The sequence below is a fragment of the Henriciella sp. genome, assembly GCF_029936995.1.
Lineage (GTDB): Bacteria > Pseudomonadota > Alphaproteobacteria > Caulobacterales > Hyphomonadaceae > Henriciella.
The window spans coordinates 589273-609275 of record NZ_JAPYRE010000001.1 but is presented as its reverse complement, the minus strand read 5'-3'; the positions used below and the strand labels follow the sequence as shown (position 1 = coordinate 609275).

The 20003-nt window shown below is 60.7% G+C and carries 17 protein-coding genes; 8 read left to right on the top strand and 9 right to left on the bottom strand.

Annotated features, from left to right (window positions below):
• Positions 1–41 precede the first annotated feature (41 nt).
• Both Q1K31_RS02950 and Q1K31_RS02945 read right to left on the bottom strand, forming a co-directional pair.
• Positions 42–1010, bottom strand: coding sequence for a DUF3667 domain-containing protein (locus Q1K31_RS02950; protein WP_300376525.1), 969 nt, complete (start codon positions 1008–1010; stop codon positions 42–44).
• Positions 1011–1037: 27 nt separating this feature from the next.
• Positions 1038–2705: a peptide ABC transporter substrate-binding protein gene (locus Q1K31_RS02945; protein WP_300376523.1), complete on the bottom strand. Its 1668-nt coding sequence runs from the start codon at positions 2703–2705 to the stop codon at positions 1038–1040.
• A 104-nt stretch (positions 2706–2809) separates the two neighbouring features.
• Between Q1K31_RS02945 and Q1K31_RS02940 the strand changes: the two genes are divergently transcribed.
• The gene (locus Q1K31_RS02940; protein WP_300376521.1) at positions 2810–3337 is read left to right on the top strand and encodes a hypothetical protein; all 528 of its coding nucleotides are present in this window, start codon (positions 2810–2812) and stop codon (positions 3335–3337) included.
• A 64-nt stretch (positions 3338–3401) separates the two neighbouring features.
• On the opposite strand, the gene Q1K31_RS02935 is transcribed toward Q1K31_RS02940, so the two are convergent.
• The 3 genes from Q1K31_RS02935 to Q1K31_RS02925 form a co-directional block, all read right to left on the bottom strand.
• Entirely contained in the window at positions 3402–4052 is a 651-nt protein-coding gene (locus Q1K31_RS02935; protein ID WP_300376519.1) for a redoxin domain-containing protein, read from the bottom strand.
• Between the two features lie 13 nt (positions 4053–4065).
• A complete protein-coding gene (locus Q1K31_RS02930; protein ID WP_300376517.1) occupies positions 4066–6195 on the bottom strand; it encodes a protein-disulfide reductase DsbD in 2130 nt (709 codons plus the stop codon).
• Positions 6196–6368: 173 nt separating this feature from the next.
• The gene (locus Q1K31_RS02925) at positions 6369–7196 is read right to left on the bottom strand and encodes a SapC family protein (protein WP_300376515.1); all 828 of its coding nucleotides are present in this window, start codon (positions 7194–7196) and stop codon (positions 6369–6371) included.
• A 108-nt stretch (positions 7197–7304) separates the two neighbouring features.
• Here Q1K31_RS02925 and Q1K31_RS02920 point away from each other — a divergent pair, with 108 nt between their 5' ends.
• The 7 genes from Q1K31_RS02920 to Q1K31_RS02890 all read left to right on the top strand — a co-directional run bounded on the left by Q1K31_RS02920 (position 7305) and on the right by Q1K31_RS02890 (position 14859).
• A complete protein-coding gene (locus tag Q1K31_RS02920; protein WP_300376513.1) occupies positions 7305–9182 on the top strand; it encodes a DUF885 family protein in 1878 nt (625 codons plus the stop codon).
• A gap of 243 nt (positions 9183–9425) precedes the next feature.
• Positions 9426–10586 carry a quinolinate synthase NadA gene (gene nadA, locus Q1K31_RS02915; protein WP_300376511.1) on the top strand — a complete coding sequence of 387 codons (1161 nt, stop codon included), beginning with the start codon at positions 9426–9428 and terminating at the stop codon, positions 10584–10586.
• A 68-nt stretch (positions 10587–10654) separates the two neighbouring features.
• Positions 10655–11125 carry a hypothetical protein gene (locus tag Q1K31_RS02910; protein ID WP_300376509.1) on the top strand — a complete coding sequence of 157 codons (471 nt, stop codon included), beginning with the start codon at positions 10655–10657 and terminating at the stop codon, positions 11123–11125.
• The gene (locus Q1K31_RS02905) at positions 11122–11571 is read left to right on the top strand and encodes a hypothetical protein (RefSeq protein WP_300376507.1); all 450 of its coding nucleotides are present in this window, start codon (positions 11122–11124) and stop codon (positions 11569–11571) included. The genes Q1K31_RS02910 and Q1K31_RS02905 overlap by 4 nt, the downstream gene beginning before the upstream one ends.
• Before the next feature lie 21 nt (positions 11572–11592).
• A complete protein-coding gene (locus Q1K31_RS02900) occupies positions 11593–13140 on the top strand; it encodes an L-aspartate oxidase (RefSeq protein WP_300376505.1) in 1548 nt (515 codons plus the stop codon).
• Positions 13137–13988, top strand: a complete 852-nt coding sequence (gene nadC, locus Q1K31_RS02895; RefSeq protein ID WP_300376503.1) for a carboxylating nicotinate-nucleotide diphosphorylase — start codon at positions 13137–13139, stop codon at positions 13986–13988. The genes Q1K31_RS02900 and nadC overlap by 4 nt, the downstream gene beginning before the upstream one ends.
• Before the next feature lie 61 nt (positions 13989–14049).
• Entirely contained in the window at positions 14050–14859 is an 810-nt protein-coding gene (locus tag Q1K31_RS02890) for an SDR family oxidoreductase (protein WP_300376501.1), read from the top strand.
• Between the two features lie 2 nt (positions 14860–14861).
• Here the strand turns inward: Q1K31_RS02890 and Q1K31_RS02885 are convergent, their stop codons facing one another.
• The 4 genes from Q1K31_RS02885 to Q1K31_RS02870 form a co-directional block, all read right to left on the bottom strand.
• Positions 14862–15521 (bottom strand): O-methyltransferase, encoded by a 660-nt coding sequence (locus Q1K31_RS02885; RefSeq protein ID WP_300376499.1) that lies wholly within the window; start codon positions 15519–15521, stop codon positions 14862–14864.
• 16 nt (positions 15522–15537) lie between these two features.
• A complete protein-coding gene (locus tag Q1K31_RS02880) occupies positions 15538–16545 on the bottom strand; it encodes a cell wall hydrolase (protein WP_300376497.1) in 1008 nt (335 codons plus the stop codon).
• 362 nt (positions 16546–16907) lie between these two features.
• Positions 16908–19580 carry a pyruvate, phosphate dikinase gene (ppdK, locus tag Q1K31_RS02875; RefSeq protein WP_367187515.1) on the bottom strand — a complete coding sequence of 891 codons (2673 nt, stop codon included), beginning with the start codon at positions 19578–19580 and terminating at the stop codon, positions 16908–16910.
• Between the two features lie 13 nt (positions 19581–19593).
• Entirely contained in the window at positions 19594–20001 is a 408-nt protein-coding gene (locus tag Q1K31_RS02870) for a hypothetical protein (protein WP_300376492.1), read from the bottom strand.
• Positions 20002–20003: the final 2 nt, after the last annotated feature.

Genomic DNA, 20003 nt, shown 5'->3' with positions numbered 1-20003 from the left:
GGCTATCGGTGATTCCCCGCACTTTCCGGCAAACCCGGAGGTCACATTTCAAGTACGCTTGCCACCACAACTCCAGCGACGAGAGCCACCATAGAAACAAACCAGAACAGTCCAATCAGAAGGGTCCGCGCAAAGCTGGAGACAATGCCTGAACCGTAAGCAGAACGCAGGCTGAAAAACACATAGACTGGCAGCGCGCAGAGGAATGCAATTGTTGCCACCCCGGCCCCGAGCAGCCACCCCATGCCAATCGCGGCAGTCGCGGCCATATATATCCATGAATGCAGATGGAGCGCATGAATTGCGTGATCGTAGACATAGACACGCCGCCGCCAGAAATACATGAGCGTCAGGGCCAGCATCGTAAGTGGAACAAATAGCAGGCTGAGCCGGGGCGCCCATGTCTTGACCGTGGCCAGGAAAAGCCGCGGATTCTGCGCCACCCGCCGGATACGTTCTTCCGCTTCATTCGCGACTGCAGGCCCCGCCGCTTCGGCCGGACGGGCCGGCTCTGCCTGGTCTGGCGCATCTGGCGGAGGCACCGTCTCCGTGCCTATTCCCAGCTCTTCCAGCTCGGAGCGTTCCTCCGCGCTCAAGCCTGGCGCCGAGTCGAGTGATGTCCCGGTCTTCAGCCAGTCGGCCTGCCCGAGAAAGGCGAAACTGACGAAGTAGAAAAGGAGGCTGGACAGCAGGAACAGCCGGAAAGGCGGGACGAATCGTGCGCGCCTGCCACCGATATACCGCTTTGTAAGGACGCCCGGCCGGAACAAGAGTAGCGGCAGGGTTCGGGCAACACGCCCGTCAAGCGCCAGGCTGTCGGAAATGCTTTCTGCGATCAGGGCGAAGAAAGGCCGATGATAACTGGCTGCCAGCTGTCCACAGTGCGGACAGTGGCGTTGCTCGACACGCTCCCCGCAATTCCGGCATGGCTGGCCGGACAAATCTGCCCGGCCACCCGGCGAAAGGCCGCCGGCCGACGCCAGTCCCGCCGTCTCCAATTCGTTTGACATCGCCCCTCCCCCGCAAGGGCCGGCAAGTTATTCCGCCGAAGCGTCGTCGGCAACCTCGGTCTCTCCGGAGTCCGCACCCGGACGGCAGAGCCACCGTGACAGGTGGTTGTCCTGGGCATTTTCTTCCCAGCCCGTGAGCTCCGGGTCGACCAGGTTCTTCGTGACCTGCACCCACATTGGCGTAATCGGATAATCCTCCAGCATCAGCTTTTCCGCTTCCGCGAAAATCTCCGCCCGCTGCTCAAGGTCACGTGTGCGGCTCGCCTGCTGCAACAGGGCATCATATTCCGCGTTGCCATAGCGGCCATAGTTCTGCTGGCCGGTCTCGGAATCGAGCAGATACAGGAAATTGATCGGGTCATCGAAGTCCGCCACCCAGGCCCCGTCAGCGACCTCGAAATCAGCCTGGCGCAGACGGGCATACAGGACCTTGGTGTCCTGGCGGAGGATTTCCGCGTTAACCCAGGGAGCAATCTCTTCCCAGTTGGCCTGGGCGACCGGTGCCGCCTTGGGATTGTCATCCGTTGAGCGGTGGATGAACTCGAATGTCAACGGATTGTCGGGGCCAAACCCCGCCTCTCCGAGCAGCGTACGCGCCTGCTCGAGCCGTTCTTCGCGCGGCATGTCGGCGAAGCTCACCTCAGGGCGGTCCACATTGTAATTGCTGATTTTTGGCGGAACGAACGCATAGGCCGGAATATAGCCGGGCGTGAGAACCTTGTTGACGATAAACTCACGGTCGAGCGCAAGTGAAAGCGCCTTGCGTACGCGCACATCGTCAAACGGCTCCTGACTTGAATTGAAGCTCCAATAGGTCGTGATCAGGCCTGGCGTCGTGCGGACCCAGCCGGGAAATTTCTTTTCGAGCTCCTCGGCGCGGCCGCCATCGAACCCGTTATTGATATCCATGTCGCCGGCTTCGATCTTGCGCTCGACAGCGGCGGCATCCTCGATCTCGTAGTAGGCCACACGGTCGAAGCACACAGAGTCCGCTTCGTTGAACTGTGGGTTCTTCTCCGCCACGAGCTGGTCGCCGGTTCGCCAGTAGGCAAGCTTGTAGGCCCCATTGACCTCGATATTCTCCGGCTGGATCCAGGCTTCGCCATACTGCTCCACGATGTGCTTGGGCACAGGATAGGTCGTATAATGGGTCAGCAGGCCGAGCAGGTATGGGGCGGGCTGCTCAAGCGTAATCTCGAACGTGTAATCATCAAGCGCGCGCACGCCGAGCTCTTCCGGCGGCAGCTCTCCTGCATTCACCTGCCGGGCATTCTTCACGATGTAGAGGAGTGAGGAGTACTGCGAGGCAAGCGCAGGATCCTGAATGCGGCGGAACGCATAGACGAAATCCTCCGCCGTCAGCGGTTCACCATCCGACCAGACCGTTTCCTTCAGATCGAACGTCCAGGTCAGGCCGTCATCACTGACCTGCCAGTCCTCGGCCACACCAGGGATCGGTTCATTGTCAGCGGCAGACTGCATGAGCCCCATGAACATGTCGGCGATGACGATATTCTCCCACTTCGCTGATGAGCGATGCGGATCCAGCGTATCGACTTTCGCGGAAATGCCGCGGCGCAGGACAGAGGCATCATCGCCGCCGGACGTTCCGCCTCCACCTCCGCAGGCCGCCAATGTGAGCATTGTGGCTGCAGCAGCAGCCCCCAGAAGCGAAGTCTTGATTGATTTCATCATGTGTTCCTGTGACTTTCCCATCCTGTCAGGTCTGTTCATAGTGTTTCAGACAAGTCCGTTCTTGGAAAGATAGAGCGGAACAGTTGAGCGGGAGATGAACGAGAATGCGACACAGTCTGCTTATCGCCGGGGCCCTGATGGGCATGACTTTGCCAGCCGCGGCACAGGACACCCAGTCCGCGTCGACAGATGACGTCTACGCCTGCGCCGACATCTCGGGCGATGCCGAAAGGCTGGCCTGCTACGATGCGGCCGTCGGCCGGCTGAAATCGGCTGAGGAAGCCGGTGAGGTCGTCACGGTCACACGTGATGAGGTCGAGAAGGTCAAACGGGACTCTTTCGGTTTCTCGATCCCCAGCCTGCCGAACTTCGCCTCGTCCATGTTCAGCGGCGGTGATGATGATGAGCTGAAAGAGCAGACCGCAAGGGTGTCGCGTATTTCACAGACCCCGAATGGAGATTTCGTCGTGTATCTGGATAATGGCCAGGTCTGGCAGCAGGTCGACACAACATCGGTTTATTACTCGAAGAAGATCGGCGTCGAGAATGCGACGGTGAAGTCCGCTGCCCTGGGCAGCTACCGTATGCAGCTCGATAACGGCCGTTTCTTCCGTGTTAAGCGCATCCAGTAGCCAGATAAGAGAAAGCCGTCAGCACAAGGCTGACGGCTTTTTGCTGAACTCTGTAGCTGTATCGTTAGTATTTCACTGAGCAGCCATAGGCCTTGGTCGAGGCCACCTCGACCGGCTCACCTGCCTTAAGCGCCTCCAGCGCATCACGGACATAATTGTCAGCTGTCTCGATATCCTCGACACGCGCCGAGCGAATGGAATCGATGGCGCCCGCATAGGCGATCTCCTGATCCGGTTCGATGACAAACATATGCGGCGTCGCCGTCGCATCATACTTGCGTCCGATATCGCCAGACGGATCGAGAATCACATGCGTCGGGCTGGCATCACGGTCCGCATTGATGGCTTCAGCCTTTTCAGCGCTGACATGCCCCTGCTTGCCAGGCGCCGAGGAAATGATCTGAAGCCAGACGATGTCGTCGCTGGCAGCCTGCTCCTGAAGCCCCTGCATGTTCTTCGGCGGCTCTGCATAGTGTTTCTGGACAAAGGGGCAGCCATCATTCGTCCATTCGAGAATGACCGTCTTACCTGCATAGTCGGACAAGGAGACGGTTTCACCACTCGTGGTCGTTCCGGTGAAAGCCGGTGCCGTTGCGCCCGGTTCGGCGGCCGGGCTCGCTTCGGCGGAAAAGGCAATAAGGGCGGCCGCACTCAACGCGACGGCTGCGGCCATGCCAGAGGCGAGGCCCAGATTCCTGCGGGTCATTGTCAGCATGATCAGACTCCTATCAATCGTCATCCAGCGACGCGGTATCGAACGCGCCGAGCTTGCGCTTCATCATGGCCGGATTGAGCAGTGTCGGCAACATTTCCGGCTCGCTCTCGCCCGGCGCATAGAGAAGATACATCGGCACCCCCGGGCTGCCACGTTTCTCCAGTTCTGCCGCAATATCCTCATCAGGACGAGTGAAATCGGCGATAAGAAAGCTCACATTCGCGTTTGCCATGGCATCCAGCACGTCAGGCTTGGTCAGCGTGGTGCGCTTGTTGACCTGACAGGTCGCACACCAGCTTGCCGTGAAATCGACGAAAACGCCCCTGCCCTCGGCGAGCAGCTCATCAACGCGTTCAGGCGACCACTCCTCCGTCTCCAGGCTGGCATAGGATTTTGAGCCACCTTCTGCAGGGCCCTCCTGCAGCCCGGTAATTATGGGCCAGCCAATCGCAAAAAGACTTAGTGCCGCGCCAATGCACAGGACAGGCAGCCTGAGTTTGCCGCCAGCCACGCTTATCAGCCAGACCCCGAAGGCGAGTATCACCACCCCGAAAGCGGTCGCCCCGGCGGCCGGGTGGTTGCCAAGTACGGTGACGAGCCATGCGGCCGTCAGGAACATTGGGAAGGCAAATGCCTGCTTGAGACGCTCCATCCACATGCCAGGCTTCGGCAACGAACGATGCAGGCCGGGCACGAAACTCAGGACCAGGAATGGAAGGGCAAGTCCAAAGCCAAGCATCAGGAAGACCGCCATCACGGTCACGGCCGGCTTGTCCAGCACAGCCCCCAGCGCGCCGACGACGAAGGGACCGACACAGGGCGCCCCCACCACCGCAGCAAGCACCCCGGTAAAGAAGGCACCCGCGCTTCCCTGCCTGTTCGCGAGACCGGACCCGACATTCTGCATCGAGGTTCCAAGGTTGAAGACGCCGAGGAGCCAGAGACCGATCAGCACCATGACCAGCGCCAGCGCGGCAACAACGGACGGATATTGCAGCTGGAAGCCGAGACTGACGAACTGTCCGGCTGCGCGCAGGGCAATGAAGGCGAGACCGGTTGCGCCAAAGGCGATCAGGACCCCGGCTGTGTACCAGAGCCCGTGTGCGCGCAGTTCTCCTCTCTGCCCGCTGGCCGCCGCCTGCACAATGCCAATCGCCTTGATCGACAGCACGGGCAGCACGCAGGGCATGAGATTGAGGATGAGCCCGCCAAGCAGCGCAAAACCAAGCAGGATAAAGATATTCGGGCCCGCAGCTTCGCTGGAAGCCGCCCCGTCACCCGATGTGGAAAGCCCGGAAGTGCCCGGCAGAACCTCGCCTTGCGCAGCCTCTACCCTGACCGCGAGCGGCTCGCTCCCACCCTTCTCGACCGTCACGACACCGGCGAGCGTCTCCGGCATCTCATCCTCTGCAGGGGTCAACTGGATTTGCAGGCCTTCAGTGCCGAATTCACCCGGCTGCGGGGCTGCGTGGACAATGTCATGTGTCTCGGGGAAAAAGACTGCCTTTCCGGACTGTCCGGCAAGCTCTCCGCCGGACAGCGAAAGCGTCCAGGCCTCTCCGCTCTGGCTCAGGTTTGCCTCACCCGAAAATTCAGCCGGGACTTTTGCCAGCGCATCGGCGACCAGCCCTGCCCCACGCTCATCCGGCACCTGACGCTCGCCAATCTCGATGACGTGCTCGAGGTCCACCGATTCAGGAATGCAGATATCCTTGCAGATCAGGTAGTCGAGCGTGCCGCCAAGGCGTAGCGTCCCTGCGGCATCGTCAGGCATCTGGACAGGAAATGGCAGGACAACACGGTCATCATAGCCATAGTCCATGATCTCGCCCTCGACCACGGGAAGGCGGTGCGGCACGGGCCAGCTGATCTCGCCGATACTGTCTTCAGAGAAGGCGGTTTCCTCATCCCAGTACATCTTCGGCGGGATCCCGGCATCACCGGCATTTTTCCAGTAGACATGCCATTCAGGGTCGAGTTCGAAACTGAAACCAAGCCAGACGGTCTCACCCGCTGTGGCGACCTCGCGTTCGCTCACAAGTTCAACGCGCGCATGTCCGCCATCAACAGGTTCGGCAAGGGCGCTGGCGGCTGAAACAAACGCCACGAACGCGGCAAGCACTAGTCTGAAGCCTGTTATCATAGGAGAATCTTCTTGCGGTTCATGGGCAGTCTTCTCAACAGATATGGCGGTTGATCGCAGCCTGTGAAGCCCCTCGCTAAATCGTGAGCGCAAAGGCCGCAGACATTAAAGCAGACATGAAAAAGGCGGCAGGATAATTCCAGCCGCCCCATTCGAAACCTGGCTTGCAGGCCTTAGATCTGCAGGCTCGGCCCATCGCTGCCGCCCTGCGGCTCAGGCGCCGCCTGCGGCGTCTGCTGCCTGACCGCGCGATTAATCACGCGGGACCAGTTCAGGAGCGAGATGATGTGGGCATAGCAGGCGCCGAGCGTGCCATCCTTGTGCAGCGCAGAAAGCTGCTCGTCGGAAAGCTCGTTCAGTTTCTGGTCGTCGATCGCCCAGTACTCCGCAACGCGCTGTTCCTCACCCGTCGGGTTGCCCTGGCCGTCACGCGGCTGGAAGTTGGCCGACTTCGTCGTGAACAGGCCGAGCTCGTCCATGCGCTTCACGAACTCCGTGGTCGTACGGCGCTGGCGCTCAAAGTCCTGGCAGAACTGCATGACGTTGTTGGTGTATTCCGTCGGCTGGCCGTTTTCGAAGAAAGGCACGTCCGGACGGTTTGATACCATCGGCGCATCGCGGTCGACACAGAGAAGCAGGCGTTCCTGGGATTGGTCGTTGGCGAAAACGAACGGATAGCGGCGCGCGAAAGCGGGCACGTAGAAGTCGCTATCGACCCGGCCGTCTGCGGAGACGAACAGGTTCTCGTCCTGGCGGATACCCATCGCGGCGATGGGTGTCTTGTCTTCGCCGACAAAGATGATCGGATAGGAGGTCGAAGCCAGGCCGAATTCGTTGACAGTCAGCGGCACAGCGTGCGCCTTGCCAAGAAATGCAAATGGCTTTTCGATCTGCTTCAGCCCCAGTCCGCCGTGTTGCTCGGCTGACAGGGGTTGCGGATTCGAATAAAAGAGCACCTGTCCGGTGAGCGGCGTACCTTGTGCAGGCTGTGTATTTTCCACGAAGAAACTCCTGTAACTGTTCCGCGCGGTTTACCGGATATGCCAGTAAGCGACAACCAGCGAACCGCCTTTTGGCTGCGCGTTTGAACAAGGTGTCATGAAATACAGATGCTCCGTTCCAGATACTTCATGACGACCCTCCGGCAACTCCTTGTTTTAAGTGGACTTATGGGCACGCTCTCCCTGACTGGCTGTTCGCCATCGGTGAATGAGGACGGGGTCGCCAGGCGCAGTGCGCTTGAGATCAACCGCACCTTCCGTGACACGGCGAGCGCGGAACTGGCGCTTTCGCCGGAGACCGCCACCCGACTCGGCATGGAAGAGACCCGGCTGGGTTTCCTTTTCCAGGCCCGGCTGGACGACCGTTCGCAGGCACGGTTCGAGCGCGCCCGCCTGCTGCGGCTTGAGCTCCTCGGCCGGCTGGATGAACTGCCGGAAATTCCTGAAGACAGCCGCCTGGCACGTCACCTCGCCGTTGTGCGTTCGCAGTACCAGGCCCTTACCGACATGGAAGCCTATGGCTATGGCCGCTATGGGCCGGGGTTCGCACGTCCCTATGCCGTCGACCAGCTGAGCGGGGCCTGGGTTGATGTGCCCGATCTCCTGATCTCGAGCCAGCCGCTCGCCACCCATCAGGATGCCATGGCCTATCTCGACAGGCTTGCCGCCCTGCCCGGCGCCATCGAGGATGAACGCCGCAGACTTGTTTCAGATACCGTCAACGGGATTCGACCACCCGTCTTCGTGCTGAAACGCCTTGAAGCGCGCCTGCGCCGCTTCGCCGCCCAGCCCATCGACGCGCACCCCCTGCTACAGACGTTTGGCAATGTTGTCGGCGGACTGGATGCCAGTAATGGCCGTACAGCCAATGATTATCGCGGTGCCGCCGCGAGACTGCTCATGAATGATGTGATCCCGGCCTATGTCCGTTTTGCCGATGAAGTCGCCCGCCTTGCCGCCGAAGCCGACGATACGCCAGGTGTCTGGACCCTGCCGGAAGGCGATGCCTACTACCGTGACATGCTGGCCTATCACACTGCTCCGGGGGCCGATCCTGACTTCCTTCACCAGGAGGGCCTCAAGGCGGTCGATTCCTTTACCGCCGAAATCGACACGGCACTCTCTGCAATCGGGCTCACCGACGGCAGCGTCGCTGCCCGCCTGCGCCTTCTGGCAGCTTCACCCGGACAGGCCTATGCCTCCACGTCTGAAAGCCGCGCCAAAGCCCTGACCCGGCTGGAAACCCTGGCGCGGAAAGCCAGCGGCGTTCTGCCGGAGATGCTCCAGAACCCGCCTGAAGCCACGCTCGTCATCACACGCATGCCGGCTTTCCGGGAAGCGGCCCTCACAGGCGCAAATTATGTTCCGGCGACAGCGAACGGATCGAGCCCCGGCCTCTTCCAGATCAACCTCGAGAACATGCAGGACTGGGCGAGCTTCGCCCTGCCCACACTCCTGCACCACGAAGGCATTCCCGGCCATCACGTCGAGGCTGCCGTTTCGGCCCGCATGGACCTTCCGCTCCTGCGCCAGATGATCTGGGATACCGCTTATGGTGAAGGCTGGGCAGTCTATGCAGAAGACCTCGCCGCCACGGCCGGTTTGTATGACGATGATCCGCTGGGCCGCATTGGATACCTCCAGTCCATCCTGTTTCGCGCCGCCCGGCTGGTTGTCGATACCGGCATTCATGACCGGCGCTGGAGCCGAGAACGCGCGGTTGACTATCTCACCGAAACCACCGGCCTGCCGCGCGATGCGATGGAACGTGAAGTCGCCCGCTACGCTGTCTGGCCCGGTCAGGCCGCCTCATATTATTATGGCCGTCAGCGCCTTCTGGAAATCCGCGAACGGGCCGAAGCCGTCCTTGGCGGACGCTTCGATGCCACTGCGTTCAACAGCACGGTCCTCACCGGCGGGCCGCGCCCCTTCTCACAAGTCGAAGCGGACGTAGAAGACTGGTACGGTGAATTGCTCGACCGCTAATAGAACTCAAACGGGCTGCACCACGACAGCAGCAGCGCCCTGCCGTGAAACCGGGGCGGTTTGTCACAATTTCGACACGCCTCTTGCCAAACGGCACCCAGCACTTTATCCCGCCTTTTGCTCACCCTGCCTATAAGGGTGGCAGGCGGCACTGGTTTTCAATCACCTTTTACGGAAGGCCTTGAATTCCACTGCTTGCGTAACTAACTAATGCTCATATTGAGCAAAAGCATGGAGGACCCCATGGCCAGACTGATTGACTCCGGACCGGGATGCCAGACCCCGACTCCCCTGCGCCCGCAGAATGTCGCGGAAGCGCGCGGACTGGCCTATGATGATGCCGTGAAGGCGAAGACCGACGACCTGTATCCGCTCGTCTCTGACTTCATCACCCCCATGGAATGGCCCGGCATTGCGCCCCTGATCGCCGAAATCAACCGGCTCAAGGAAGAAAAGAACGCTGTCATTCTGGCGCATAATTACATGACACCGGATATCTTCCGCCTGGTTGGGGATTTTCAGGGAGACTCCCTGCAGCTCGCTCGCGAAGCGGCCAGTGTCGATGCTGATATCATCGTCCAGGCTGGCGTGCATTTCATGGCCGAGACATCGAAAATCCTCGCTCCGGAAAAAACCGTTCTGATCCCGAGCCTTGAGGCCGGCTGCTCGCTCGCTTCGTCGATCACGGGTGCCGACGTGCGCCTGATCAAGGAAAAATATCCCGACTATCCGATTGTCACCTATGTGAACACGACGGCTGACGTGAAGGCCGAATGCCATATCACGTGCACCAGTTCCAACGCCGCGCAGGTTGTCGAGGCGGTCGCCAGGGAATGGAACTCTGACACGGTCATCCTCGTGCCGGACCAGTATCTCGCCAAGAACGTCGCCGCCCAGACGGATATCCGCATCATCACCTGGCCGGGGGCCTGTGAGGTGCACGAGCTTTTCAACGCGGATGACGTCATCCAGCTGCGTGATGCCCACCCCGGCGTAATGATTCTCGCACACCCCGAATGTCCGCCGGATGTTCTGGAAGCAGCCGATTTTGCCGGCTCCACATCGGCACTTGCGACCTATGTAAAGGACAACAGCCCGAACAAGGTCGTCCTGCTCACCGAGTGCTCGATGAGTGACAATGTGGCGGCTGAGAACCCGGAAGTGAACTTCGTACGCCCATGCAATCTCTGCCCGCACATGAAGCAGATCACGCTCGAGAACATTCTCGACTGCCTGATTGAGATGAAGCATGAAGTGGAGATTGACGAGGATGTACGCGTCAGGGCCAAGGCCGCGATCGACGCCATGCTCGACCTGCCAAAGACAGACAAGCCGCTGGCTTTCCAGACAGGCCTGAAGCCGATGGATATCGAAGTCATCGAGGCTGCAAGGGCGGCATCCTGATTCGCCCTTTTATCCCTGTCTGATTGCAGGTTAGTCTACCAGTCCCGTACCTCGTCTGGAGCTGCCACATGCGCTACGCCTTGATCGCCTGCCTACTTGGCTGCCTCGGCCTGATAGCCCTGCCAGCTTTTGCCAATGAGGGGACTGGCGACAAAACGGGCGATTCTGCGGACATACTCGGTAACTGGACGTTCCAGACAAAGCCCTATCGCGAAGGCCAGTGCCTGATGACTGGCACTGCCCGGCTGACGCCCAATCCGGAATCCGGCCTGTATGACTGTGAGCTGACAGCTGTGGAAGTCTGCTCCATGTGGGGGCGTTCAGTCGTCCTCCAGCAGTGCAAGGCACGCCGGTTTGGAGATCAGCTGTCCATCCGCTCCGAGATCGACCAGTTCCTGGAATCGAAACTCGAAAACATGATCTACGTCCCGGATAATTTCGCGCTCACTATCCAGAGCGCGAAGCGGATGTATGGATCACTGGTCTCGGCAGCGACGGCACCGGCCATCTTTATCCGGGCCGAGGAAGGCATGTCATGATCATGGTACGCCTGTATGCGCTTGCCCTGCTTGTCGCAGCGGGCGGCCCGCCTGCTGCTCTCGCCCAAGAAGCGGCACCACCGAACCTTGCCGGGCTCTGGACGTTTGAAGCGAACCTTGATCCGGTCTGCCGTTTCAACGGGCAGGCCCGCCTGATACCGACCGGAAATCCGGACAGCTATGATTGCGAACTCACCGCGGAGCAGGACTGCCCCTCGATCGAGGTGCGCTATGTCGTCGAACAGAGCTGCCAGGCAAACGTCGAGAATGATATCGTTACTGTCGAGTCGACCATCGCGACATTTCTCGAAGGTGCTCCGACCAAGAGTTACCTGCCTGACGATTTTGCGCTGGTCATCCGGAACGCTTCTCACCTTGAAGGCATTCTCGTCGGCAGTTCCTCCTACCCCGCCGAATGGCGCCGGGCAGAAGGAGCCATTTCATGATGCAAGCCGGGGCCTGACCAAATGAGCGAACAGACACGCATCACTGCCACGGCCTCCGCTGGCGAAAGCGAAATCCTGATCGTTGGTGCCGGGCTGGCCGGTCTTTTCCTCGCCCTCAGGCTTGCCCCGCGCCCCGTGACCATCATTGCGCCCGCACCGCTTGGTGAAGCCGCCTCTTCCGCCTGGGCGCAAGGCGGGCTCGCCGCCGCGCTCGACCCGCTGGACAGCCCTGAAACCCATGCACAGGATACGATCGCTGCCGGCGCTGGTCTCGTAGATCCCGTAATTGCCCGGCTGATCGCCGAAGAAGGCCCGGCCCGCGTACTGGACCTGATCGCGCTTGGCGTCCCCTTCGACCGAACCGAAGAAGGTGCGCTCGCCCTGTCGCTGGAGGCCGCTCACTCACACCCCCGTGTCGCCCGTGTGGCTGGCGACCTGGCCGGAAAGGCGATCATGGGGGCCCTGACAGCCGCTGTGCAGGATGCAGGGCATATCACGATGAAATGGCCCTATCGTGCAGTCAGCCTCCTCCAGCAGGATAATGGAAGCGTTGCCGGCATCATCGCCCAGGACCGGCACGGAAACCTCGCCCCCATGACGGCCCGCCACACCATCCTGTGCACGGGCGGATCGGGCGGGCTGTTCCGGGTAACGACCAATCCTCCGCAATCACGCGGTGAGGCTGTCGCCATGGCGCATGCCTGCGGGGCGCTGGTGGCCGATCCCGAGTTCGTCCAGTTCCATCCCACTGCCATGGATGTTGGCCTCGATCCGGCGCCGCTGGCCACCGAAGCCCTGCGCGGTGAAGGGGCCATCATGCGCAATGGCCAGGGCACGCCCTTCATGGCGCATTACCATGAGAAGGCCGAACTCGCCCCGCGCGATGAAGTCGCCCGCGCTATCCATTCCGAACTTGAGGCGGGCAACGGCGCTTTCCTTGATGCGACACTCGCTGTTGGCAACGAGTTTCCAGCCCGTTTCCCAACCGTGTTTGCCGCCTGCATGGCCGCAGGTATCGATCCGCGCACGAAACCCATACCCGTGGCACCTGCCGCGCACTACCACATGGGCGGCGTCGTCGCCGATGCTTGGGGCCGCTCGACGCTGGACCATCTTTCTATCTGTGGTGAATGCGCCTCCACCGGCGCGCATGGCGGCAACCGGCTGGCATCGAACTCGCTTCTGGAAGCTGTTGTCTTCGCTGCCCGCATTGCAGAACGCCTCCAGGGCACCGAACTGCACGCAACCGGCCCGAGCGAAGCCCATGTCGCTGACGACCTGCCTGCCGATGCGCTCTATTCGCTGAGGCTGTCCATGGCCGCCAAGTGCGGGGTCGTCCGTGAGGCGGCTGGCCTGACCAGCCTCCTGAATGAAATCGATGAGCTCGAAGACAGGCACGGCACAGCCCGTGCGCTGGTCACAGCCCGCCTGATGGCCGAAGCGGCGCTGGCGCGTGAGGAAAGCCGTGGCGGCCACTTCCGGTCCGACTTCCCAGAGAGCCGCCCCGATGCGCGCCGTACATTCAAGACCGGTCCGGTCCGACAGCCTCAAAGGAAAGCCGCCGAATGATTGCTCCTCCGCCCCTGCCCGCGCCGGTTCTCGACCCGATCGTTCGCCTCGCGCTCGCTGAAGATCTCGGCCGCGCCGGTGACCTGACGACCGACGCAACGATCAGTCCGGACACGCATATCAAGGCAGAGATCCGTGCCCGCAAAGCCGGTACGCTCGCCGGCATGGACGTCGCCGCCCATGCCCTGAAATGCATTGACCCGGCCGTCGCACTCGAACAGGCCATGCAGGACGCTGACCCGATTTCTCCCGGCGACCTGATTGCTACGCTGACAGGCGAGGCCCGGTCGATCCTCATGGCTGAGCGGACGATGCTGAATTTTATCGGGCGTCTCTCCGGCATCGCAACGCTGACCGCCAGCTTTGTCGAGAAAGTCGCGCACACCGATGCCACGATCGTCTGCACGCGCAAGACCACGCCCGGCCACCGCGCCCTGGAAAAACGCGCCGTGCGCTGCGGCGGCGGCACCTCTCACCGCTATGGCCTGGATGATGCCATCCTGATCAAGGACAATCACATCGCCGCCTGCGGATCGGTCAGCGACGCACTCAAACGCGCCCACGCCTATGCCGGGCACCTGCGCATGATCGAGGTGGAGGTCGACACGCTCGCCCAGCTTCAGGAAGCGCTCCAGCACAAGCCTCATGCCGTCCTGCTGGACAATATGGACAATGAAACGCTGCGCGCGGCCGTCACCATGATTGACGGCGCCTGCAAGGCTGAGGCTTCAGGGGGTGTGAACCTCGACACGGTATCTGGAATTGCCGAAACCGGGGTCGATTATATCTCGGTTGGCGCACTCACTCACTCTGCGTCAAATCTTGACGTCGGTCTCGACCTGCCGTGAAGCTGTTTCCGCTATAAGCTGTTCCGTATAAGAAGGGCAGCGATTGGGAGGAGCAGGACACATGGGCAAATGCACAGGCCGCAAGAGCATCTTTATCACTGGTGCCGCATCCGGTATCGGCAAGGCAACGGCTGAACTCTTCGCTGACCGTAGCTGGTTTGTCGGGCTTTACGATGTCGACGAGGCAGGCCTTGCCGAGGTCGCCAGACAGATCGGCGAAGACAATTGCGTCTCCGCAAAACTCGACGTTCGCAACCGCGACGACTGGAACGCCGCCGTCAAGCAATTCGGTGAAGCCACGGATGGGCGCATGACAGTGCTGTTCAACAATGCCGGCGTCGGGCGTCACGGCTGGTTCGAGGAAATGTCCGGGGAAGACAATGACTGGGTCGTCGATGTCAATGTGAAAGGCGTCATCAATGGCGTGCAGGCCGCCCTGCCCCTGTTGCGTGACACACCCGGCTCACGGATCGTCAACACTGCCTCGACGGCGGGCGTTTTCGGCGCGCCGAAGCTGGCCGTCTATTCCGCCACCAAGTTTGCCGTGCGCGGGCTGACCGAAGCGCTCGACGTCGAATTTTCCAATATCGGTATCCGCGTAACGTCACTGATGCCCTGGTTCATCGACACGCCGATCCTCGACATGGGCAAGGCTGACGGCGCCAATGAAAAGATGAGCGACCAGATCCGTGAACAGGGACAGGAAGTCTATCCGGTCGAACTCGCTGCGGAAAAAGCCTGGGAAGCCGCCCACGGCAAGGAGGTGCACTACATGGCCGGCAAGATGGCCGAACGTACCCGCTTTGCTGCCCGCTTCATGCCCGGACGGCTCAAGAAAACCCTGCAAAGAACACTCGGTCCGCGGGACTAGGCTCAGTCCTTGACCCGCGCCACGGCGAGCCCGTCATGGCCCTTGATACCAACCTGCTGGAGGATAATGGCCTCCAGTTGCGGGTGGCTGGCGAGTGCCTGGTTGAAAGCGGCCGCGCCAATGGCATTCGGGTCGACCTTTGATGGCTGAAGCACGGCGCCTTCGCGCACGACATTGTCCGCCGCAATCAGCCCGCCCGGACGTGTCAGCCTGAGGGCCTGCCTGAGATAGGCCGGATAGCCATCCTTGTTCGCATCAAGGAAGACCATGTCGAAATACGGGTCCAAGGCCGCCATTTCATCAAGTCCACGCCCTTCAATCACCTGACAGAGGCGGGAAAGGCCAGCATCTTTCAGCGTTTCGCGGGCAATCTGAACATGGGATGATTCAAGTTCGACCGAAACAAGCTCACCATCTTCCGGCAAGGCCCGGCCGAGCCAGACTGTGGAATAGCCGCCGAGTGTCCCGACTTCGAGGATGCGGCTGGCGCCAATCATCTTGGCAAGCATGTAAATCAGCTTGCCCTGGCCCGGTGTGAGCTGGATATCCGGCAGACCGGCTTTCGCCGAGCGCTCAATCGCCCGGTCCAGCACGGCATCCGGCCCGGCGAAAAGGCTGTTGATATAGGTGTCTACATCCTCGAAAAGCCGTCCGTCAGCCATCTCACACTCCTCTCGATCAGGGGGCGGGACTTAACACGTTGAGAGAACGTGCATTCAGATCTTTTGTTTCTGGCGGCGCGTCGACAGTCATGATGGTCTTCTGGGCCTTGTTGCTGCCGCCGCCATTGCTTTCGGCATTCGCCTGCTTGATGCGGGCGCGTTCAGCGGCCTTCGCGCTGGCCCATTCAGTGCCACGCGGGAACCGGTAGAAGATATGCGTGCCAATTGTGGAGGTGTGGATCAGACCTGAATTCCAGACCGGGTTCACATAATTGGCATGGTAATGCGTTGCGCCGCTGGTACGCGATTCCTGCAGCTCGAGCATCACGTGTGCAGCAACTGTCTTGGCCCGCGTCCAGCGATAGCCATGCGGCGCACGTGCCATCGCCCCATCGCAGGTAAAAGTGAACTGACATCCGGTCGTCTGCGTTGCCCCTTGATAGACAACGTCGCAGGCTGTGTTGGGATACCGGTGATCGCGCACGCGATTCATGATCACTTCTGCAACAGCAAGTTGCCCGGAGGAAGATTCGCTGCGGGCTTCGTAATAAACCGCTTCAGCAAGACACTTCATCTGGCGGTCCATGTCCTCGGCCCGTGCCAGATGGGCTGGATCGAAACTTTTCATACCCGCAAGGACGGCCGCATCACGTTCGAGCCCGCTATAGCGGCTTAGGGCCCCGTCCGGATTGCGTTCCAGCGAATATTCGACATTGCGCAGCCATTCATGCTGCATCAGGCGGGGCGCCTTGGGATCGGCGCGCACGGCATCGCCGGCATCCTGGGCGGCCGCGAAACGCTCTGTCTGCGCACGGGCTTCAGCCTCGGCCTGTTTCTGGAGGTTTACGGAAGAAATGACTGGCATGGCCGCCATGAGCCCGAGCGCGCAAACGGACGTCACTGCAGCCCGCGCAATAACAGCGCGCTGTTCAGTGTCCGGTTTCGCCAACCACCAGCGTGCAATTCTGCCGCGAAGTGACCGGTCCGCGTTTCCACGCGGGCTAAGATGGGTCTTCTTCGACATCACCTGCCTCTTAACTTAGCTTGCCTTGTGGCTCAATGAGCATGAACCGGGCCAGAACGGCCCGGTTCATGCATCAATCACGTTCAGCTACCTTGAGCTTTGAGTATCTTTCTGAGCTGCCACATAGCAATGAAGAGCTGTTTTTGAAGACTTACATTTCTGTCAGTTGGGAACCTGTCTCCATCTGAACTGGTTATCAACCTGTTATCGTACGGCCAAAAAACCTTTCAAATTCAGTTTCACATCACGTTAAAACGCGACGGTCCGGGCCATAGCCAGAAATTACAGTGTCGCAAAAATGCAACACGAAATCCGTGTGATTTCTGACCGTGACCTCAGTCTGTCGAGTCGCGTGAAGCGTTTCAGGCGTCTGCCTTCTGCAGGGCTGCATGCGCTGCAGCCAGACGCGCAATCGGCACGCGATACGGCGAACAGGACACATAGTTCAGTCCCAGCCTGTGGCAGAATGCAACAGATGCCGGATCCCCGCCATGTTCACCGCAGATACCGAGCTTGATGCCGGTTTTCGTCTTGCGGCCACGTTCCGCAGCAATCCTGACGAGTTCACCAACGCCATCCTGGTCAAGCGTGACGAACGGGTCCTTCTCATAGATACCCTGATCCTCATAGTCTTTCAGGAAGCGGGCTGCATCATCGCGTGAAATGCCGAGCGTGGTCTGTGTCAGATCATTGGTGCCGAAAGAGAAAAAGTCTGCAGTTTCAGCAATCTGGCCAGCCTGAAGCGCCGCACGCGGCAGCTCGATCATCGTGCCGACGAGGTATTCCAGCTCCGTACCGGTCTCCTTGAAGACAGCCTGTGCGGTTGCGTCGACCTTCTCTTTCAGGATGTCCAGCTCCTTGCGGGTCCCGACCAGCGGGATCATCACCTCGGGGATGGGGCTATAGCCGGTATCCTTGGCGATCTGGACAGCCGCCTCGAAAATGGCGCGGGCCTGCATCTCGTAGATTTCCGGATAGGTGATCCCCAGACGGCAGCCGCGATGGCCGAGCATCGGGTTGTTCTCATGCAGTTCGTTCGCCTGGCGCTTGAGCACCTCGATATCGACGCCGGCCGACTTTGCGACCTCTGCCATCTCATCCTCGGAATGCGGAAGGAATTCGTGCAGCGGCGGGTCAAGCAGGCGGATCGTGCAGGGCCGCTCGCCCATGAGCCGGAAAATCTCGGCGAAGTCCCCACGCTGCATCGGTAGCAGCTTGGACAGTGCAGCCTCGCGGCCCTTCTTGTCATTGGCGAGGATCATCGAGCGCACGACCGGAATACGTTCGGACTCGAAGAACATGTGCTCGGTACGGCAGAGCCCGACGCCTTCAGCGCCAAACGAGATCGCCGTCTCGACATCGTGCGGGGTCTCGGCATTGGTACGCACCTTCAGCGTGCGTGCCCGGTCAGCCCATTCCATGAGCTTGCCGAAATCGCCTGACAGGTCCGGATTGACCATATCGACCTCGCCGGAAAGGACTTCGCCTTCGGCCCCGTCAATCGTGACGATATCGCCCTTCTTGAACTCGCGACCGCCCGAACGGAAGACGCCTTTCTCGGCATCAATGTGAAGCCCGCCTGCCCCGCAGACGCAGGGACGGCCCATGCCGCGGGCGACGACAGCCGCGTGCGAAGTCATCCCGCCCCGCGAAGTGACAATCGCGCGCGCAGCGTGCATCCCGTGAATGTCTTCCGGCGATGTCTCAACACGCATCAGGATAACATCCTCGCCCTTCTCGGCGCGTTCGGCGGCCTCATCGGAACTGAAGACAACCTTGCCGACGGCCGCGCCGGGGCTGGCCGGCAGGCCCTTCACGATCACGTCGCGCTTGGCATCTGCGGAGATTGTCGGGTGGAGAAGCTGGTCGAGTTGGCCCGGCATCAGGCGCAGGACGGCTTCTTCCTCGTTGATGAGCCCTTCCTGCGCCATGTCGACCGCGATCTTGAGCGCGGCGGCCGCGGTGCGTTTCCCGCTGCGGGTCTGGAGCATGTAGAGCTTGTTGTCCTCGACAGTGAACTCGATGTCCTGCATGTCGCGATAGTGGCTCTCCAGCGTGTTCGCGACCTCGACAAGCTCGTTGTAGACCTTGGGCATCGCCTCTTCCAGCGGCGCCTCGTCGGACGAGATCGCATCGGCGCGTGAGCGTGAGATCGGTGCGGGCGTGCGAATCCCGGCGACGACATCCTCGCCCTGGGCATTGATCAGGAACTCACCATAGAAGACCTTCTCGCCGGTCGACGGGTCACGCGTGAACGCAACGCCGGTCGCAGACGTCTCGCCCATATTGCCGAACACCATGGACTGGACGTTGACGGCCGTACCCCATTCAGCCGGGATGTCGTTGAGCTTGCGATAGAGCTTGGCCCGGTCATTCATCCACGAGCCGAAGACCGCGCCGACAGCCCCCCAGAGCTGCTCGTGCGGATCATCCGGGAAGGGCTTGCCGAGCTGTTTCCTGATCGCGGCCTTGTACTGGGAAATGATTTCCTTCCAGTCATCGGCGCTGAGCTCGGTATCGAGATTGTATTCGAAGCGCTCCTTGTAGTCGTCCAGGATGTGCTCGAAAATGTCATGCTTCATGCCGAGCACGACATTGCAGTACATCTGGATGAAGCGGCGGTAGCTGTCATAGGCGAACCGCTCGCCGGCCTTCTTGGCAAGGCCCTCAACCGTGACGTCCGACAGACCGAGATTGAGGACGGTGTCCATCATGCCCGGCATCGAGGCACGTGCCCCGGAACGCACCGAGACGAGCAGCGGATTGTCATTGTCGCCGAAGACCTTGCCGGTCTCCTTCTCGACAGCAGCCAGCGCCTCGTTGACCTCTTTCTCGAGGCCATCGGGATAGGTCTCGCCACGATCATAATAGGCGGTGCAGACAGCAGTCGTCAGCGTGAACCCCGGTGGCACCGGCAGGCCGAGGCGCGCCATCTCGGCGAGGTTCGCGCCCTTGCCACCCAGCAGGTTCTTCATGCCGGTATTGCCGTCAGCGCTTCCGCCCCCGAAACGATAAACCCACTTATCCCCGGTCATTTGCTCAGCGGCTTCACCCATGATGTCTCGTCTCCTGACTTTGGTGTGAGGCTGCCAGTTCTCCGGCCAGGCGTGCGGCATCGTCGGTCAGGCGATACCGGCCAGGTTCATAGGAGACCAGCAGGTTCAGATGCGGCAGACGTACACCGAGTTCGGTGGTGTCATCCAGCCTTGATGGTTGTATTCCAAATTGCGCCGCGATCGTGGGATCAAGCGTGCGCTCTTTTATGGATTTGAGAAAGAAATCACCCGTGCCGAACTGGCGGTGCAGGTCGAGCACGTAGGCGCGGTCCCGGTCGCACACCCCATCGGGTGACGGTCCCTCAGCCTCGAAGATCTCCTTTGCCTGCCGCGATGGCATGTTCAGCAACCCCCAGATCACAAATACGACCAGACCGATCAGGAGCAGGATTAAAAACATCT